The organism is Agrobacterium sp. LY4 (assembly GCF_001526585.1).
Classification (GTDB): domain Bacteria; phylum Pseudomonadota; class Alphaproteobacteria; order Rhizobiales; family Rhizobiaceae; genus Agrobacterium; species Agrobacterium leguminum.
This window is the reverse complement of record NZ_ASYA01000013.1, coordinates 89,729-105,448: the sequence shown is the minus strand read 5'-3', so window position 1 is coordinate 105,448 and position 15,720 is coordinate 89,729. Positions and strand designations below refer to the sequence as shown.

Below are 15,720 nucleotides of genomic sequence, written 5' to 3'. Positions count from 1 at the left end.
TCTGCCGGAACCCGAATCTTTGACAGTCGTGGTGACCGCGCGAAGAAATTCTACGAATGTTTGTGAAAAATTGGACGTCGCGTTCAACGCGGCCTGGAGGCACCGATGATCATCAATACTTTTTCATATCTTTGGAAGTGCACTGCAATCGAGGCAATATCAGAACTTGCCCCGCATGGCTTCAAGGTCTTCGAAGTTCCCGTGAGCTCCCCGCACTGCTGGCCGGACGAAATGTCGGCAAGTTCGCGCTCGGATGCGAGAAAGCGACTTCAGGATCACGGGGCGAGTGTCCGGTCGCTAAATGCTGGTGGATACGATATCAACCTCGCCAGCCCCGCGGCCAATATGAGGCGCAAAAGCACAGACCATATAAAGGATGTCCTTCAACTTGCAGTCGATTGGGGTGTTGCCGACGTTGTGATCTCTCCAGGGACGCGGCGTCCAATGATCTCCCCAACGATCCCTCAGGCCCTTGGCTGGTTTTCCGAAAGTCTCGACGTGCTTCTGCCGGTCGCAAAGCAAGCGGGCGTGCGGTTGCTCATGGAAAACACCCCATATTGCTTTAGACCGACGATCGGAGAGTTGGTCGATCTCGTAGACGATATCGGCGATAAAAATCTGAGCATTGTCTATGACGTCGCGAACGCCGCTTACATAGGCGAGGATCCAGTCGCCAGTCTTCTGTCGCATCACTCACACATTGGTCTCGTGCATATTTCTGACACGGGTACGGATGTGTGGGGACATGATCCTATAGGCACGGGGATAGTCGATTTCGAAGGTTTAGGGCGCGCCGTGGCCTCTGTGTTCAGTATCGATGATGTTGTTCTCGAGATCATTCGCGAAGAACGACCCCTTCAGGAAGTCAACGATGGAGTTAAGGAACTGAAGAAAAGGGGCTGGAACATCCAGGCATAAACCTTGCGGCCTCATTCGCGGGCCCGGTTATCATCGTCACGGCCGGAGCTAGGCTGCCGCTTGCTCAAATCCTAATGGATAGTATCCATCGAGACCATGAGCCGAGGCGGCGCGGATCTTGGCTACCGTCGAATTCGAACTAGCAGGAGTTACCTATATGAGAGTCTTGGTCAGCGGAGGAAGTCGCGGAATTGGCGCGGCGGTGTGTATCCGGATTGCAGAAGCAGCGGCTTCAAGAGGAGAGCGTGCTCAGCTTGCGATATGCGGTCATGGGTTGTCCCAGCAACAAGAGGATGTTGCTCAAGCCGTGCGCGCCATAGGCGGACAAGCAATCCCTTTGTCGGGAGACCTGGGTGACCCTGAGGTGCCAGCGGCGCTTGTGGCGGCTGCGGTGGCAGAATTCGGCGGTCTCGACGGACTGGTAGCCAATTCTGGAATAGCAAGCCCCGGGGCCCTATCCGAATTGTCGGTTGCTGATTGGGATCATATGCTTGCCGTTAACCTTCGGGGTCCCTGGTTGCTTGCGAGAAGCTGCTATCCTTATCTTAAGCAGAACCGTGGTGCCGTATGTTTCGTCTCCTCGATGTCGGGCCAACTGCCTCACGCTGGATCCGGCGCCTATAGTCCCGCAAAAGCAGGGCTAACCATGTTGGCGCAAACGCTGGCGCTGGAGTGGGCGCCGGACGGCATACGGGTGAATGTTGTATCGCCCGGTATGACGCGCACCCCCATGACTGAAAAAATGTATGCCGATCCGACATTAAAAAAGGCAAGAGAAGACCTCATCCCGCTCTCCAGGATCGGAGAGCCCGAGGATATTGCCAACGCCATCGAATTTTTAATGGGAACGAATGCGGCGTTTGTGACTGGCCAGGATCTCTGTGTGGATGGAGGCTTCTCCAAGTCAATCCTCAGCCATATTCCAGGAAGGCCCAGATCTCAGAGCTAGCTTCACTTTCTGACCTGGCTGTCGGCGAACCTAAGTTTCAAGACGGAGACGTTGCAGAGCCATAATTTCCCAAGAGGACATGCGGGCACACAAGCGGCCACTGCCCGCGCCGGGCAGGAGCACGCCTGCAGTTAGAATGTCTGCTCCTCGGCTGCGGCTGCACCAATGACAGACGGGCTCAGCCGGTTGCGACATTTTCACGATGATTGCCGTTGACGAGATTAACGATCTCCCGCGCCGGCCAAAGGTCGGCAATCTCAAGGGCGATCGCGTCAAGAACGGGGGCGAATTCTGCCATCCGCTCTCGCGTTAGCCGAGCTGCCGGCCCCGCGATGCTTACAACTCCCACGGCGACGCGATCCCGCCCTACGATGATTGCCTGGGCCATCGCACTCGTGCCGAGTTCGCCCTCCTCTATCGACACACCGTAGCCGCGCTTGCGGGTGACCTCGAGCTCGGCTCGAAGGCTAGCCTCGTCGTGTGCTATCGGCCTGCCGCTACCTACCGTGGATTTAAAGCCTCTGGACTTGACGAGCGCTACGGCCACCTCTTCATCCAAAGTGACCAGCCAGGCCTTACCTACCGAAGTCGAGTGAAGATCTACCGGATTTCCAAGGTAGGGGTCATATCGAAGCGGAGACGAAGACCCTTGGGCCTTTGCGATCCACAGCAATCCGTCACCATGCACGACCGCAAGACGGACCAGTTCTCCAGTATGTCGAGCGAGCCGATCAAGGGATGGCTGACAAATGTCTGACGTACCGGACGCACTTAAAAACCGAAGGCCGACTGCGGCGAGTTTGACGGTCATGCAGTATCGCTGGCTCATCTCATCCTGGACAACAAACCCTCGTTGGCTCAAAGTGTTGAGCATCCGATGGGCAGCGCTTTTCGGAATATCGAGTTGCTGGGCGATCTCGCTTACCTTCATCCCTGCAGGCTTGTCAGCGATCAGCTCTATTATTTCCATGACGCGATCGACAAAATCACCAAGTGGCATGAGATCCTCGAGTCGGGGTGAGACATGCTAATCATGTCCCTTGATCTTTAATGTCAACGGTGATCTATGGCTGGCTTCGGCTCCAAGACCACCAAACGGCGTCTATGACCTGACGTTGAAGCAGTCAAGGCAAATGGTGGAATACCCGCATTCTCATAATGTCCTTCGAAGCCCTCGTGAGCACATCCGCCTTTTGTGTAATTACCCTCAGGTCTCGATGACTTTCCTTCCCCGCATGAACGCAGTCCGAAAGGGACATGCCACCAGGACCTATCTGGACTTGACCTTCACGTAGGCACGATGCGCCGCTTTGAGCTAGGTCGTAGGGCTTTGGGAAGCTGGAAGCGCGCTCGCCCAGTTAATCCGACTAGCTGTCTTCGGGTGCCAGCTCAACTTCTGTTTCATCGAGCAGCGACAGGTCGAACACCTGACAGGATAACCGTGATCTATCCGGGTCGAAAGCTTCGCTTCCCTCAAGAAGTTCTCTCTCGTCCTCGCTTTTTTCACCGAGTTTCGCGATGATCTCCGGGTCGAGGTGGACATGACAGGTTGCGCATGCGGCCACGCCTCCGCATGAGGCCAGGACGGGTAGGCCATGATCCCTCAGCGCTTCCATCAAAGACTGGCCCTGTTGCCATTTGACATCGTGGTAGGCACCTTCTCGATCCTTGACCTTGATGTTGCCGGACTGTCTCCCGCTGTGTGTGGCCTGCGATTGATTGGCGTTCAATTGATTGATCTCCTTTAACGAGGTGCGTGGGTTTCATCGAAAGCAGTGACCGTTTCGGTCAGCTTGACGGCGGGCTCTCCAGCCTTTTCGATGTCCAGGATGGCACGAGACGCGATTAGCTTCTTGCCGATCATGAAGTCTTTGAGCGTCCCGACGTTGTCGATCGCAATAAGGCGCTTTTCTTTCAGATAGAGGACAGCGAAGCGGCCGGACTCTATGTTGCCGCGGACGACCGCTTGGTCATGACCGTGCAAGAGCCCCGCGGTTTGCAAGCGCACCCCATACTGGGTTGTCCAGAACCACGGCACCTCGTGCTTGACCGATTGGATCCCCAGAATATCATCGGCGACAGCGAGTGCCTGAGCGCTCGCGTTCTGAACGCTTTCCAGCCTGACGGACCCCCTCCCATCCTCATTTGGCGAACGTGCAACGTCGCCGATCGCGTACACGTCCGGATCTTCAGTCCGAAACTGGGCATCCACCAGAATGCCGTCCTGACATGCCAACCCACTCGCCCTCGCGATTTCATCGTTAGGCTGCACACCTATCCCAACAACCACCATGTCAGCCGGATGTACCGAGTCATCCTGTGCGACCACCCGCTCGACGCGGTCTACGCCCTGCAGCTCACTGACACCTGTCTGCACGAGAATTTTGACGTTATGCATCCGGTGCAGCTGTTCGAAATAGCGGGAAACGTGTTCACCCGTCACACGCTTCATTAGGCGATCCTGCGCTTCAATGATCGTCACGTCCCGCCCGGCCTCAGCTGCAGCCGCCGCGACTTCGAGGCCGATGTAACCTCCCCCGATCACGACGATGCTCCTGGACCGACCGATAGCACGATGTATATCTTGTGCGTCGGCCAGTGTCCGCAGCATGTGAACACCGTTCAGGGATCCGCCAGGCACGGGTATCTTGCGTGCTCGTGCGCCGGTCGCAACAATCACCCGGCTGTATGGTATTTGTGATCCATCTGCGAGTTCAACAGTCCGCAAACCACGATTGATAGTCGTCGCCATGCGTCCAAGCATGAGATCAATTCCGTGCTCGGCGTAAAACTCGTCCTTATAGAGTTTGACAATGGCATCCGGACCGTCTTTGAGCATTTCCTTCGATAGAGGCGGACGCTCGTAGGGAAAGGCGTGATCCTGATCAAGGAGAACAACGCTGGGTGCGGGGGATGCAGATTTCAGAGCTACAGCAAGCCGGACACCTGCATGTCCGGCACCAATGATGACTACTGGTGAAATGGGCATGAGGCAGCTCCATCTAGTGGTTGGATGTCGATGCGGAGCGTCTCCGGCCCGTTGATCATGCTGTTCCCTTTGAGAAACACGAGGTCGCGATGCGGGTCGAAGGTCACTCGCTTGAGCTTCTGTCCAAATAGCTCTGCCAGAATACGCATCTCAAGACGTGCAAGCGGTGCCCCAAGACATCCATGGATACCGTAGCCGAAGCCGAAATGATCCGTCGGATCACGGTCGATGTTGAACTTGTCCCCGTCGGGCCAGACAGCGTAATCGCGATTTGCGGATGCGATCATAAGCCGGACCAAGGTATGGCTGGGGGCAAGATACCCCCCTATTTCGACTTCCGACGCGGTTCGTCTTACGGAGCGATGCGTTGGCCCCCGCATTCGAACGAGTTCTTCCACGAAGCGGCGCGGCGCATCCGGGTCTACTCGAAGCCTCTCAAGGAGAGTGGGGTTATAGTGGAGCTCCAGAAAACTGCCTGCTATCAAGCGCGTGCTTGTCTCAAAGCCGGCGATGAATACGAAGGCGCAGAGTTCTGTCGCCTCCTTTTCCGAAATAACGCCGTCATCTAGCCATGCTCTTGCGAGCGACCCGCCGACCGATTGACTTCCCTCCTTGTGTAAGCGGCGCAAGTGTCCGTTCACATAATGGAAAAGCTCCTGTGCATCTTTTTCGTCGTTCTCGCTGCCGGGCGCGTTTCTGGCCAACCGAGCAAAGTACACGAAGGTTTGCTCACACCAGTGGTTCACCTGATCAGGGTCATAAACTGGCACGCCGACAAGGTTGCTGATTGTGGTCATTGTCAGCGGACGCGCCAGAGAACCTACCACTTCTCCACCGCCAACATCGATCATGTCGTCGAGCAGCTTCGAGGCGGTCTGTCGAACTTGGCTTTCTACGGACGCGACGACTTTGGGCGTAAATGCAGAGGTGATTACTTGTCGCAAGCGCGCATGATCTGGATCATCCATCGCGGTGATGAATGCGAGTTCCCGATTATCCGTGACCTGGGACCGAAATAATTTCGGCCTGCGCAGTGCAGCCCGAACATCATCGTGACGGGTCACGATCCAGACATCCAGGCCTCCGTGCGCAACGCGCATCACAGGCGCATTTTCCCGTAGCCACGCATAATGTGCGTATGGCTCTCCCTGCGCTCCGTCTGCATCGATCAGCCGATAGGGCGTAAGGCCTTTCGGCCAGTTGAGCTCATGAGAATAGGGCGGGACTAGGACGTTTTTGGAATCAAAGGGAATAGACATCGGGTTTCCGACCTTCCTTGTCAGCGACTAATACATCCACAGAGAGACTCGAGAGGGCGTTAAGATGGTCCGGGTGAAAGAGTGCGCTGCTAAGCGTCAGCTCTTTCACCCAATATGCGGGATGACATTTGGAGGATCCGCAACTTCGGGTCGGCAGCCTTGTTTTCGCGCCGACCCGGTTCTTAAGCGGCTGCGCTTTGGCCGAGCGGTGTTATCTTGACGTGCATGGACGATAGCCCGGTGAACTGGAACGTACCGCCGGTGTAGGGCACGATCGGGATCTCCCTCACTATTTCGACCTTGGAAACGAGGTTCGCTACGGAGGTGTACACGATACGCGCCTCAGAACGGGCCAGCCACATTCCCAAGCATGTGTGGACACCATAACCAAAGCCGAGGTGCCCAGTCGGGTCGCGGTCCATGTCGAACGAATCCCCGTTGGGGAATTTTTCGTCATCCCTGTTTGCTGAGCCCGAAAGCAGTTTGACCTGGGAATTTGCTGGTATGCGGAAGCCCGCCACCTCAACGTCCTCTGTTGTGATCCTAGCAAGCATCTGCGGCGCAGACCGGTGCCGGGCTAGCTCTTCCACGAAACGGCCGACATCCTCCGGATTTCCGCGCAACCTCTCGAGAAGGTGCGGTTGCTCCGCCAACGTTAGAAACCCGTTCGAGATCAAGATGGCGGTTGTATCGAACCCAGCGAGAAACATGAAGACAAGGAAGTGTAAGGTATCTTCTTCGCTGATGAGTCCTTGCTCAATTTGATCTGCGAAGGCAGCAACAATCGTTCCGTTCCGGTTCCTTCTTGCTTCTTCCAACTTCCCACGCAAGAACTCGATCAGCTCGAGAAATCCTTCTTCGTCACCGTCGCAGCCGGGAGCGTGTCGCGCCACTCTGCCCTGGAAGAAGACCGACTTCACCGCAAGATCGCGCAACCTTTCGAAGTCTGTGAGAGGAAAACCCAGAAAGGCACAGATGGTCCCCATCGTCATTTGTTCGGAAAACTCGCTGCATATGTCACCTCCCCCCCGAGCCAATATCGGGAGAAAGTATCTGCGAAGGTTGCCTGCAGATTTTCCTGGAACGCCGAGATCGCCTTAGGCGTGAACGCCGAAGCCACCAGCTTGCGCATTCGCGTATGGTCCGGTGCATCCATGATGGTGATGAACCGGAACTTGTCCTGCTTAACAACCGCAGACGAGAAGCGTTTAAAATCACGCAGTCCGTTCTGAACGTCGGCAAAGCGAGCGACAAGATACAGATCACCTTGAGGCACATGCGCCTTCAGGACCGGCGCATGCTCTCGCATGAATTTGAAATACTCAAAAGGGTTCGCCTGGATTTTGACGCTGTGAGGGTCGTATGGGCCAATCTCTTCCGGCCATGAAATGTCGAGGACGTTAGGGACTTCGCGCATGGATGTAACCTTTTTCTGTCGTTAACCCGTAACCGCCGCTACAATCTTGCGTCGGATGGAACACTGTTCTATTTGCTCACGGCGTCAAATTGATGTCAACAGAAATCTTGAATGAATTGGCCGCTGGTTCGAGCCTCTGGCGCGGCATCTCTTGACGTAGGCGTGCAGCTGCTCAGCGAGAAAGCCGATATTTGGTACGGTATTGCGTTTTGGAAATGGATTCCATATTATAGCCCCACTATCGAGACGGAGACACAGATGAGAGTTCTAGTAAGTGGAGGAAGTCGGGGAATCGGAGCGGCAGTTTGCATCCGAATTGCCGAAGCTGCGGCGTCGCGCGGTGAGCGCGCAAAGATCGCCATCTGCGGCCGTGAACCATCAGAAGGACAAGATGATGTCGCCCAATCGGTGCGCGCTTTGGGAGCTGATGCTATCGCACTGTCCGGCGACCTCAGCAACGTCGACGTTGCCGCTAGCTTGGTAACGTCGACAGTATCGAACTTCGGCGGTCTCGACGCTCTCGTTGCCAATGCAGGAGTGGCAAGCCCCGGCAAAATCTGTGATTTAACCGTTGCTGACTGGGACAAGATGTTCGAGGTAAACCTACGCGGAGCATGGCTTTTGGCCAAATACAGCTACCCGCATCTGAAGGAGAGCCGAGGTGCAGCATGCTTCACATCCTCAATGTCGGGACAGGTCCCACATGCCGGATCTGGTGCATATAGCCCAACCAAGGCGGCGCTTGCTATGTTGGCCAAGACCCTTGCCTTGGAGTGGGCTCCAGACGGCATTCGCTCAAATGTTGTCTCGCCCGGGATGACCCATACTCCGATGTCTGCAAAGATGTACGCTGATCCTGAGATCAAGCAGGCAAGGGAGAAACTGATTCCGCTTGGAAGGATCGGAGATCCCGTAGACATCGCCAACGCAATCGAGTTTCTGATAAGCCCGCTTTCGAGCTATATCACCGGTCAAGACCTCTGCGTCGACGGTGGCTTCTCAAAATCAATCCTCAGCCACATCCCAGGCCGTCCAAGTTCGAAGCCGTAGTTTCTGACGCTGCCGCAACCCAAGCGAACCTCGCAGATAGCGGAATCGGGAGCACCGATCGTCAAAGGGACAGAGGTACGACCGTCAATGCTCGGGGGCTATCATGCTGTTTGCACTCGCTGATGTCGGCAGACAAAACCAAGGAGCAAAATTCCGCTAGGCTTAACGCACAGCCCAGAATCTTAGTACAGTTTATAACAGGATCCTTACCGTAGTTCCAGCTAGGTTGCCCCCAGGGGTGGCTCAGCCCGTACTAGGTATCAAAGACACAGAGTTGTTGGTTTCCATGCGGAACTGAGCCGGTGGGGGTGCGGACGAAAACTTGGACCACCAAGGAGGTAGTTCATGTATTCCTACGCAGATAGGCTTCGAGCGGTTGAGCTCTATATCCGGCTTGGGAAGCGGCTTAACGCGACCATTCGCCAGCTGGGATATCCGACCAAGAATGCGTTGAGGGGCTGGTACCGCGAGTACTTGCAGCATCTCGACCTGCGTGCTCAGGCGGTAGCCCGCGCGCCAAAATTTTCAGAGGCTCAGAGACCGGCGGCACTTGAGCACTTTCGCACCCATGATCGTTGCATTTCCGCGACGATGAGAGCGCTCGGCTATCCCGGTCGAGGAACTCTCACCAAATGGGTTCGCGAGGCCTTTCCGGAGACACGGACATGGTTGGCCGGTCGATCGTGGCATCCTGGCTATTGCGAGGATGTCCGGCAAGCAGGCGTCATCGGGCTATGCAGTGGAGATGAAACCGCTCAACAGGTAGCTGACCGACTAGGCGTCTCAAGGCCAACATTGTACAGCTGGACGGACCAGCTTCTCGATCGTGAGGCCCCGTCATCCATGAAACGCCGCAAAGCCCATCCCAAGGTGCCTGAACGTGAAGAGCTCGAGCGACAACTTGAAGCCTTTCAGCGTGATGTCCGCCAGTTACAACTCGAACATAATCTCCTGAAGAAGGCCAATGAACTCATAAAAAAAGACCTGGGCGTCGATCTGCAGATCCTGAGTAATCGGGAGAAGACACAACTGATTGACGCCCTTAAGGAAACCTATTGCTTGCCGGAACTGCTCACCCAGATGCGAATAGCCCGAAGCTCCTACTTCTACCACCGCGCCCGCTTGTGTCTGGCAGACAAGTATGCCGCCGTCCGCCACAGCCTTGCGGAAATCTTTGAGGCGAACCGCCGTTGCTACGGTTATCGCCGACTGCAGGCGTCGTTGGCTAGGCAGAGCGTGACTATCTCGGAAAAGGTTGTCCAGCGATTGATGAAGCAGGAGCGGTTGGTCGTTCCCAGACCACGTCGACGGCGGTTCGGATCCTATCTGGGAGAGATCAGTCCAGCGCCCGAGAACATAATCAATCGCGACTTCCATGCAAAAGCGCCGAACCTGAAGTGGCTCACAGACATCACCGAGTTCCAGATCCCCGCTGGCAAAGTGTACCTTTCGCCTATCATCGACTGCTTCGACGGCATGGTGATCAGCTGGTCCATCGGAACCCAACCAGATGCGGGTCTCGTCAATACCATGCTGGATGCAGCCATCGGGACCGTAACCGACGGAGATGAACGGCCAATCATCCACTCCGATCGCGGAGCCCATTACCGCTGGCCTGGCTGGCTCAACAGGATCAGCAATGCGCAGCTGGTTCGCTCTATGTCCCGAAAGGGATGCTCGCAAGACAACGCCGCGTGCGAAGGCTTCTTCGGCCGCCTGAAAACAGAGCTCTTCTATCCACGAGACTGGAAGGCCATCACGATCGAGCAGTTCGTCGCCGAGGTGGATGCCTACATCCGGTGGTACAATGAGAGGCGCATCAAAATATCGCTGGGATCACTCAGCCCGGTCGAGTATCGTAAAAGTCTCGGCCTGATCTTATGAACAGTCCAACTTTTTATCCGCACCCCCTTATGCGCCTAACCGGCTCAGTTCTGCGTGGAAACCAACATCCGCATGGGGACGGCACTCTTCGCCAAGGTCTTTCGCATTGTTTCGAAATGGTATGGCAATCCCACAGCGAAAGAAGTCCTGCCACAGGTCATGGATGATGCGGTCATCGCCTGGCAGACAGGGTATTTCGAGGGGGTAGCGGTGTTCCGCGCGGAGGATCCAGGACAGGAGAAAATCGCCCGCCCCGCTACGGCCGATCCCGAAGAATCCGAAAATGGCAATGACCCCAACAAAGATAACTCCGCGGCTGCAGCCGCGGCCGACACGGTAGCGTCCGATCCGTACAAGGCAGGCATCAGGATCGATCTTTCGGGGATCGGCACAAGGCCTTAACCAAGCCCTCTCTGCAGGTATGCAAAGCGATTGTTTTTCCAATACCCTAGCGGAAACACTCTGAAGCTTTTATAAGACGGGCAGGGCAGTACGCGCTGCCCGAGGGTGTGGAAACCCTTCCTAGCGGTTGGCGCCGGCCGATACGGCGCCAGAATCCTCTGACCAATTGGCCGGGGGCCTGTGACGTATGTCCAGGCGCCTCGGTGCTAAAGGTCTCAGGACTGTCTAGGACGGTTTCCAACCCCCGGCTTGGGATCAGAGATTAACGTTTGCGGGGGCGTACCGCAGACAATATCTTAGGGTTGGATCACCAATGGATGTGAAAGATTCAGTAGTGCCGGACACATGTGAACTGCGCCCGGTGATCGGGCTCACACGCGGACTTTCAAACGCAGATATCGAGACGTTGACGGTAAATGCCATCCGGCTGCACAGGCAGCTTCTAGAGAAGGCGGATCAACTGTTCCAGGTGTTGCCGGACGACATTAAGATTGGAACGGCTGCGGGAGGCGAGCAGCATCTCGAATATATCGAAGCGATGATCGAGATGCATGCGCAGATGAGCGCGGTGAACACGCTGGTTGGACTTCTGGGTTTCATCCCGAAAGTTTCGGCCAACTGAGCATTTGCGGTTAGATAAGGCCAGCACGGATGGCGAGTGCCACCAGGTGCGGCATGGTATGGATCTGGAAGCGCTTTCTCGCCTCCTCAAGTTTGCTTTTCACGGAATTGTATTTGACGCCTTCGAGATCGGCGGCTTCTTCCATCGTCTTGCCGACCGAGATCCAGTTGAGGTACGCGGCCTCCTTCGGGTCGAGCCAGGCCGGGTATTGTGCAGTCGGCGTGAGGGGAAGCAAGGACATGCGGGTGTGAAGCTGCCCAACAGCCGCGGCGGCCGCGACAGGATCGATACACGTTTGAGGTCAATTGCGGTTTTATCCGAAGCGAGCGTGAACATTGAAGTCGATCCGTTGGCAGCTCTAATGGGGATAGTGATTCCTGAGCGGATCCCGAAATCTGCTGCCTGTTTGAAGAACGCCCGCTCCTCCTTGGAGACATGCCGCCGTTCTTCCTCTCCGCTCCACGTGAACACCCGCTTCATCGACTTTGCGCGGTTTACGATCGGATCGATGGCCTCGAATTTTCGTTTGAAATAGATCGATCGCCATTCGGGAGGGTAATTTGATGAGGCGATCGTGTGACCCGGTCGGATGTATAGATAGGCGTAGCCGGAAAAACCCGCTTGATGGGCAAGATGGGTCAAGGCATCCTTGAGAACGTCTTCGTCCCCTCGAAGCGCAGCAAGGTCGGTTAGTTTGTCCAGCCAATGTTGCATATTTTACTCCCTAGATTGTCAGGTGGGACAGGTCACCAAGGCGCTCCACTTATGAGGCTATTTAAGTTTTAGAACAATCTAAGATGGCGTAGTAAGTTTTATGAGACTCTGCAAGCATGTCGAATTTTATCCATGCGATGGACAGCGAGTAGGATCAGCGTCACGCAGATGGACTTCGCCAGTGCGGAGGACAGGTTGCGTCGTAGCCTGGCATCGCCTCCATGCGCACCATCCATACGCCAAGAGCCGGCAGTTGCACGTCAAGTGTGTTCAGGCCCAACCCCAGTTCGATCGCTTCCGGACGGGCCGCCACACGCCGCAGCAACTGAATGTTCGGCAGAGCGACGAAGTCTGCTGCCGTGATGTCGCCGCCCGCTAGATATGGCGCACAGGACAAAGCGCGATCCATCCAGCCGAGCGTATCCATCACGCGGCGCGCCGACGCGCGCATCGCTTCGGGATCATCGCTGGCATAGCCGCGCAAGAGCGGACGTACGATCTCCGTCTCGATCAAATCGCGCGCGTAACTCTCGAACTCACACACACGCTGCCAGATTCGACCATGCTCTTCCGCCGTTTCGCCGAACAGCGGAACGGCGGGATGCGCGCGGTCCAGAAAGGCCAAGATGGCGACGGATTCGCTGATCACCGTGCCGCCGGTCTTCAACACTGGCACCTTTCCGCGCGGGTTGAGCGCAAGGAACTCGGGCGACCGGTTCTCCTGCCTGCTCGAGTCCAGGCGGTGGGACCGATAGGGCACCCTCTGATATTGAAGCGCGAGTTGCACGCGCCAAGCATAAGGACTGCCGCTGATCCAGTAGAGTTCGTGTTCCACTCTGTTCCCTCATCGGGTTGCTGCCGATACGACCGATTTTCGGAGGACCGCTCGCGGCTATCGGAACCGATAGACATTCTCGCGCAGCCAATCGCCGACGGATCGAGGTGCCCTCCCGGTCAGGTCCGCGACGGTGGCCGTGGTTTCGGCCAGTACTGAATCACGGAACAGGCGATCGATACCGAGCAGCACGTCGGCGACGAGATCGGAGAGACCCGACTGAATCAGAACGGCGCGGTGCTCGTCGGGCGAGCGGTGGCGATAGGTGACGGGCCTGCCCAATATGCGCGACAGTTCGCCTGCCACTTCCGGCATACTGACCGTCGCCGGCCCAGTCAGGTGCCACGCCCGCTGGACATGAAGATGCGCCGTATCCAGCAGCGCGACCCGCGCCACATCGGCAACGTCGCGGCTGTCGATCAGGTTGACGCGCCCCGTGCCTGCCGCGCCGCCCCAGCTGTCACTCGCGACCGGCGCGCCAGCGCGCGCCAATATGTCCATGAACGAGGATGGGCGCAGCAGCGTGTAGCCGATGTCGCACCCGGCAAGATGCGCCTCAATCGCCATGTGCCAGTCGAACGGGTGCAGCGCAGACGCGGGGCCCATGACCGACAGCTTGACGATATGCTGGACACCCGCGCCGCGCGACGCATCGATCAACGCGATTTCGTGCGCAACCTGATCCACCGACGTGCCGTGTGCGAGGAACAGGCGATCGACACCTTGCAGCGCGGCGGTAAGTGAAGGCGCATCCGCGAAATCGACCTTCGCGGTCGCGACGAGGTCGGGCAGATCCGCGGTTTCAGGCACCCGCGACAGCGCGACAAGATCGACCGGATCGTTGATCAGGAGGTTAACAAGAGCCTTCCCCACTCGACCCGTCGCTCCGGCGATGGCAATACGTGGGCGGTGGGCGGCAGTGATGTCGGACATAGCCGATCCTCCTCAATTGGATTTAGTTGTCGTTCACGGCTGGATCACAGGTCATCGGTTCTTGAACTCAAGCGTCGGCCGGGGCACACCCTTCGCCAAGCTATCGACCGCCGAGCGCAGCGCGCGCTGCGTATCTTCGGTGTCGAACAGCGGCACCGAGATATCCATGAGCGCCTCGTCCGCTGCCTGGACGCCGCCCAGCGCCCAGATCCGAAGCAACGCTTTGTGCGCCGCATGCGCCTTTGTCGGGCCGGTTGCCATCCGCGCGGCATAAGCAGCGACCGCATCGCGTAAGCCGCCTTCGTCCACCACTTGATTGACCACACCGCGCCGCTGCATCTCCTCGGCCGGCACCTTGACTGAGGTGAAAGCCATGTCGGCGGCGAACGCACGGCCGGCTCGCTCGGCGACGCGATATACGCCGCCCAAGAGGGTCGTCACGGCGAGTGATTGTTCGGGATGGCCGAATTGTGCCGAGCGTTCAGCGATGATGATGTCGCAGCGCAACGCGATCTCAAACCCGCCGCCGAGGCAGAGGCCCTGCACCGCAGCGATCGTGGGGATCGGAAGACGTTCCAGCCGATTGACCACGGTCAGGAAGCGTTCGAAGAAGGACCGTAGATGGCCGCTTTCGGCGCCGGGCCAGAAGGAGATGTCGCCGCCCCAGGAGAAATCAGGTCCCTCGGCCTCCACCACGAGCACGCGCGCCGCGCTGTCACTGATCGCGGCCACCGCTTCTTCGAGGCTCGCGGTCAGATCGATCGTCAGCCGGTTCTGCGGCGGATTGTTAAGTGTGATCGTCGCGATCGCGCCGTCGATACGATAGGTGAGATGCGGCATGGAAAACTCCTTCTTCAGGCGAGGTGCGCGCGAAACCATTCAAGCGCGGCTGATGACGCGCGCGAAAATTCCGCGACATAGGGGTCGAAATGGCCACCCGGTATCAGCGCAAGTCGCTTGGGCTCGAGCGCGCGCTCGTAGGCGGCAAGGGCCAGATCTGTGACGGTGACACGGTCTTCGGCCGCAACCACCATCAGCATCGGGGTCGGTGATACGCGCGCGATCCACACGCCCGGTTCGTACATGCGCGCGGCGCGCGTCGATCGAACCGTCGTCTCATTCTCCCAGATGCCGTCGGGGATCGGCTGAAGATAGAAATCGATCGCCTCGCGCGAGCGATAGGCGGCGGGCACAGCGGGGTCGTCGCTGACGATGATCTGGCGGCGTGGGGGATCACCCGCGAGTTGCGCGCGCTCGTCTTCGTCGAAGGATCTTTCGAGCGCAGCGACGTTGTCGGGCGCAATCCGCCGCAACCCCTGCTCATAGCCACTGATTGTCGGCACCTGGGTGACGATGCAGCGCAGTCGGCGGTCGGTCGCGCCCAGAACGATGGCATGGCCACCGGCATAGCTTGTACCCCACAGGCCGATCCGCTTGGCATCGACGTCCGGCAGTGTCTCGAGATAGGAGATCGCCCGACGCCAGTCGGCGATCTGCCGCCAGGGATCGATATCGCCTCTCGGCTCTCCCCCGCTCGCTCCGAAATTGCGATGATCATGGACCAAGACCACGAAGCCGGCCTCGGCAAACGCCTTGGCAAACGGCTCGATGCCGTGATCCTTTGTGCCAGCATAGCCGTGCGCCATGGTAATTGCGGGATGCGGCCCTGGCCCATCGGGCCGGAACAGCCATGCGCCGAGCAGGACACCGCCATCGGCCGGAAATGTCACATCGATCTTTGAAACCAT

Annotated in this window: 15 protein-coding genes and 2 pseudogenes; 6 read left to right on the top strand and 11 right to left on the bottom strand. The window is 57.5% G+C overall.

The window, feature by feature from the left end; genetic code table 11:
- Window positions 1–105 precede the first annotated feature (105 nt).
- Together L904_RS14180 and L904_RS14175 are read left to right on the top strand one after the other, a co-directional pair.
- Window positions 106–918, top strand: a complete 813-nt coding sequence (locus L904_RS14180; RefSeq protein WP_035264739.1) for a sugar phosphate isomerase/epimerase — start codon at window positions 106–108, stop codon at window positions 916–918.
- A 118-nt stretch (window positions 919–1,036) separates the two neighbouring features.
- Window positions 1,037–1,867: an SDR family NAD(P)-dependent oxidoreductase gene (locus L904_RS14175; protein WP_197416749.1), complete on the top strand. Its 831-nt coding sequence runs from the start codon at window positions 1,037–1,039 to the stop codon at window positions 1,865–1,867.
- Between the two features lie 178 nt (window positions 1,868–2,045).
- On the opposite strand, the gene L904_RS14170 is transcribed toward L904_RS14175, so the two are convergent.
- From L904_RS14170 to L904_RS14145, 6 genes are all read right to left on the bottom strand, one after another.
- Window positions 2,046–2,867 carry an IclR family transcriptional regulator gene (locus tag L904_RS14170; protein WP_059762521.1) on the bottom strand — a complete coding sequence of 274 codons (822 nt, stop codon included), beginning with the start codon at window positions 2,865–2,867 and terminating at the stop codon, window positions 2,046–2,048.
- A 367-nt stretch (window positions 2,868–3,234) separates the two neighbouring features.
- Complete coding sequence (locus L904_RS14165; protein ID WP_051671937.1) at window positions 3,235–3,597, bottom strand: 2Fe-2S iron-sulfur cluster-binding protein; 363 nt, start codon at window positions 3,595–3,597, stop codon at window positions 3,235–3,237.
- Between the two features lie 14 nt (window positions 3,598–3,611).
- Entirely contained in the window at window positions 3,612–4,856 is a 1,245-nt protein-coding gene (locus L904_RS14160) for an NAD(P)/FAD-dependent oxidoreductase (RefSeq protein WP_080707378.1), read from the bottom strand.
- Window positions 4,838–6,115 (bottom strand): cytochrome P450, encoded by a 1,278-nt coding sequence (locus L904_RS14155; protein ID WP_059778332.1) that lies wholly within the window; start codon window positions 6,113–6,115, stop codon window positions 4,838–4,840. Before L904_RS14155 ends, L904_RS14160 begins: the two co-directional genes overlap by 19 nt.
- Before the next feature lie 182 nt (window positions 6,116–6,297).
- Window positions 6,298–7,107, bottom strand: a complete 810-nt coding sequence (locus L904_RS14150; RefSeq protein ID WP_035264734.1) for a cytochrome P450 — start codon at window positions 7,105–7,107, stop codon at window positions 6,298–6,300.
- Window positions 7,104–7,532 (bottom strand): hypothetical protein, encoded by a 429-nt coding sequence (locus L904_RS14145; RefSeq protein WP_059775501.1) that lies wholly within the window; start codon window positions 7,530–7,532, stop codon window positions 7,104–7,106. Before L904_RS14145 ends, L904_RS14150 begins: the two co-directional genes overlap by 4 nt.
- Before the next feature lie 111 nt (window positions 7,533–7,643).
- Here L904_RS14145 and L904_RS14140 point away from each other — a divergent pair, with 111 nt between their 5' ends.
- The 4 genes and pseudogenes from L904_RS14140 (at window position 7,644) to L904_RS14125 (ending at window position 11,490) form a co-directional block, all read left to right on the top strand.
- Window positions 7,644–8,582 carry an SDR family NAD(P)-dependent oxidoreductase gene (locus L904_RS14140; RefSeq protein WP_197416750.1) on the top strand — a complete coding sequence of 313 codons (939 nt, stop codon included), beginning with the start codon at window positions 7,644–7,646 and terminating at the stop codon, window positions 8,580–8,582.
- A gap of 345 nt (window positions 8,583–8,927) precedes the next feature.
- Window positions 8,928–10,466, top strand: coding sequence for an IS3 family transposase (locus L904_RS14135; protein ID WP_035264729.1), 1,539 nt, complete (start codon window positions 8,928–8,930; stop codon window positions 10,464–10,466).
- A gap of 63 nt (window positions 10,467–10,529) precedes the next feature.
- Window positions 10,530–10,868, top strand: a pseudogene (locus tag L904_RS14130) (conjugal transfer protein TraH); the annotation flags it as partial.
- Between the two features lie 313 nt (window positions 10,869–11,181).
- Window positions 11,182–11,490: a transcriptional repressor TraM gene (locus tag L904_RS14125; RefSeq protein ID WP_035264727.1), complete on the top strand. Its 309-nt coding sequence runs from the start codon at window positions 11,182–11,184 to the stop codon at window positions 11,488–11,490.
- Between the two features lie 10 nt (window positions 11,491–11,500).
- Here L904_RS14125 and traR read toward each other — a convergent pair.
- The 5 genes and pseudogenes from traR to L904_RS14100 all read right to left on the bottom strand — a co-directional run bounded on the left by traR (window position 11,501) and on the right by L904_RS14100 (window position 15,720).
- Window positions 11,501–12,204: pseudogene (gene traR, locus L904_RS14120) on the bottom strand (transcriptional regulator TraR).
- 160 nt (window positions 12,205–12,364) lie between these two features.
- A complete protein-coding gene (locus tag L904_RS14115; RefSeq protein WP_035264725.1) occupies window positions 12,365–13,039 on the bottom strand; it encodes a glutathione S-transferase family protein in 675 nt (224 codons plus the stop codon).
- A gap of 57 nt (window positions 13,040–13,096) precedes the next feature.
- Window positions 13,097–13,972: an NAD(P)H-binding protein gene (locus L904_RS14110; protein ID WP_035264723.1), complete on the bottom strand. Its 876-nt coding sequence runs from the start codon at window positions 13,970–13,972 to the stop codon at window positions 13,097–13,099.
- 51 nt (window positions 13,973–14,023) lie between these two features.
- Entirely contained in the window at window positions 14,024–14,812 is a 789-nt protein-coding gene (locus tag L904_RS14105; RefSeq protein ID WP_035264825.1) for an enoyl-CoA hydratase/isomerase family protein, read from the bottom strand.
- A 14-nt stretch (window positions 14,813–14,826) separates the two neighbouring features.
- Window positions 14,827–15,720 (bottom strand): alpha/beta hydrolase, encoded by an 894-nt coding sequence (locus L904_RS14100; protein WP_035264721.1) that lies wholly within the window; start codon window positions 15,718–15,720, stop codon window positions 14,827–14,829.

What these genes read in the sequence shown, in the direction of transcription:
- L904_RS14160 (WP_080707378.1), bottom strand. Translation starts at nt 4,856, where the DNA reads ATGCCCATTTCACCAGTAGTCATCATTGGTGCCGGACATGCAGGTGTC.
- L904_RS14145 (WP_059775501.1), bottom strand. Translation starts at nt 7,532, where the DNA reads ATGCGCGAAGTCCCTAACGTCCTCGACATTTCATGGCCGGAAGAGATT.
- L904_RS14105 (WP_035264825.1), bottom strand. Translation starts at nt 14,812, where the DNA reads ATGCCGCATCTCACCTATCGTATCGACGGCGCGATCGCGACGATCACA.
- L904_RS14180 (WP_035264739.1), top strand. Translation starts at nt 106, where the DNA reads ATGATCATCAATACTTTTTCATATCTTTGGAAGTGCACTGCAATCGAG.
- L904_RS14170 (WP_059762521.1), bottom strand. Translation starts at nt 2,867, where the DNA reads ATGCCACTTGGTGATTTTGTCGATCGCGTCATGGAAATAATAGAGCTG.
- L904_RS14110 (WP_035264723.1), bottom strand. Translation starts at nt 13,972, where the DNA reads ATGTCCGACATCACTGCCGCCCACCGCCCACGTATTGCCATCGCCGGA.
- L904_RS14140 (WP_197416750.1), top strand. Translation starts at nt 7,644, where the DNA reads ATGAATTGGCCGCTGGTTCGAGCCTCTGGCGCGGCATCTCTTGACGTA.
- L904_RS14150 (WP_035264734.1), bottom strand. Translation starts at nt 7,107, where the DNA reads ATGACGATGGGGACCATCTGTGCCTTTCTGGGTTTTCCTCTCACAGAC.
- L904_RS14135 (WP_035264729.1), top strand. Translation starts at nt 8,928, where the DNA reads ATGTATTCCTACGCAGATAGGCTTCGAGCGGTTGAGCTCTATATCCGG.
- L904_RS14125 (WP_035264727.1), top strand. Translation starts at nt 11,182, where the DNA reads ATGGATGTGAAAGATTCAGTAGTGCCGGACACATGTGAACTGCGCCCG.
- L904_RS14155 (WP_059778332.1), bottom strand. Translation starts at nt 6,115, where the DNA reads ATGTCTATTCCCTTTGATTCCAAAAACGTCCTAGTCCCGCCCTATTCT.
- L904_RS14100 (WP_035264721.1), bottom strand. Translation starts at nt 15,720, where the DNA reads ATGGTTTCAAAGATCGATGTGACATTTCCGGCCGATGGCGGTGTCCTG.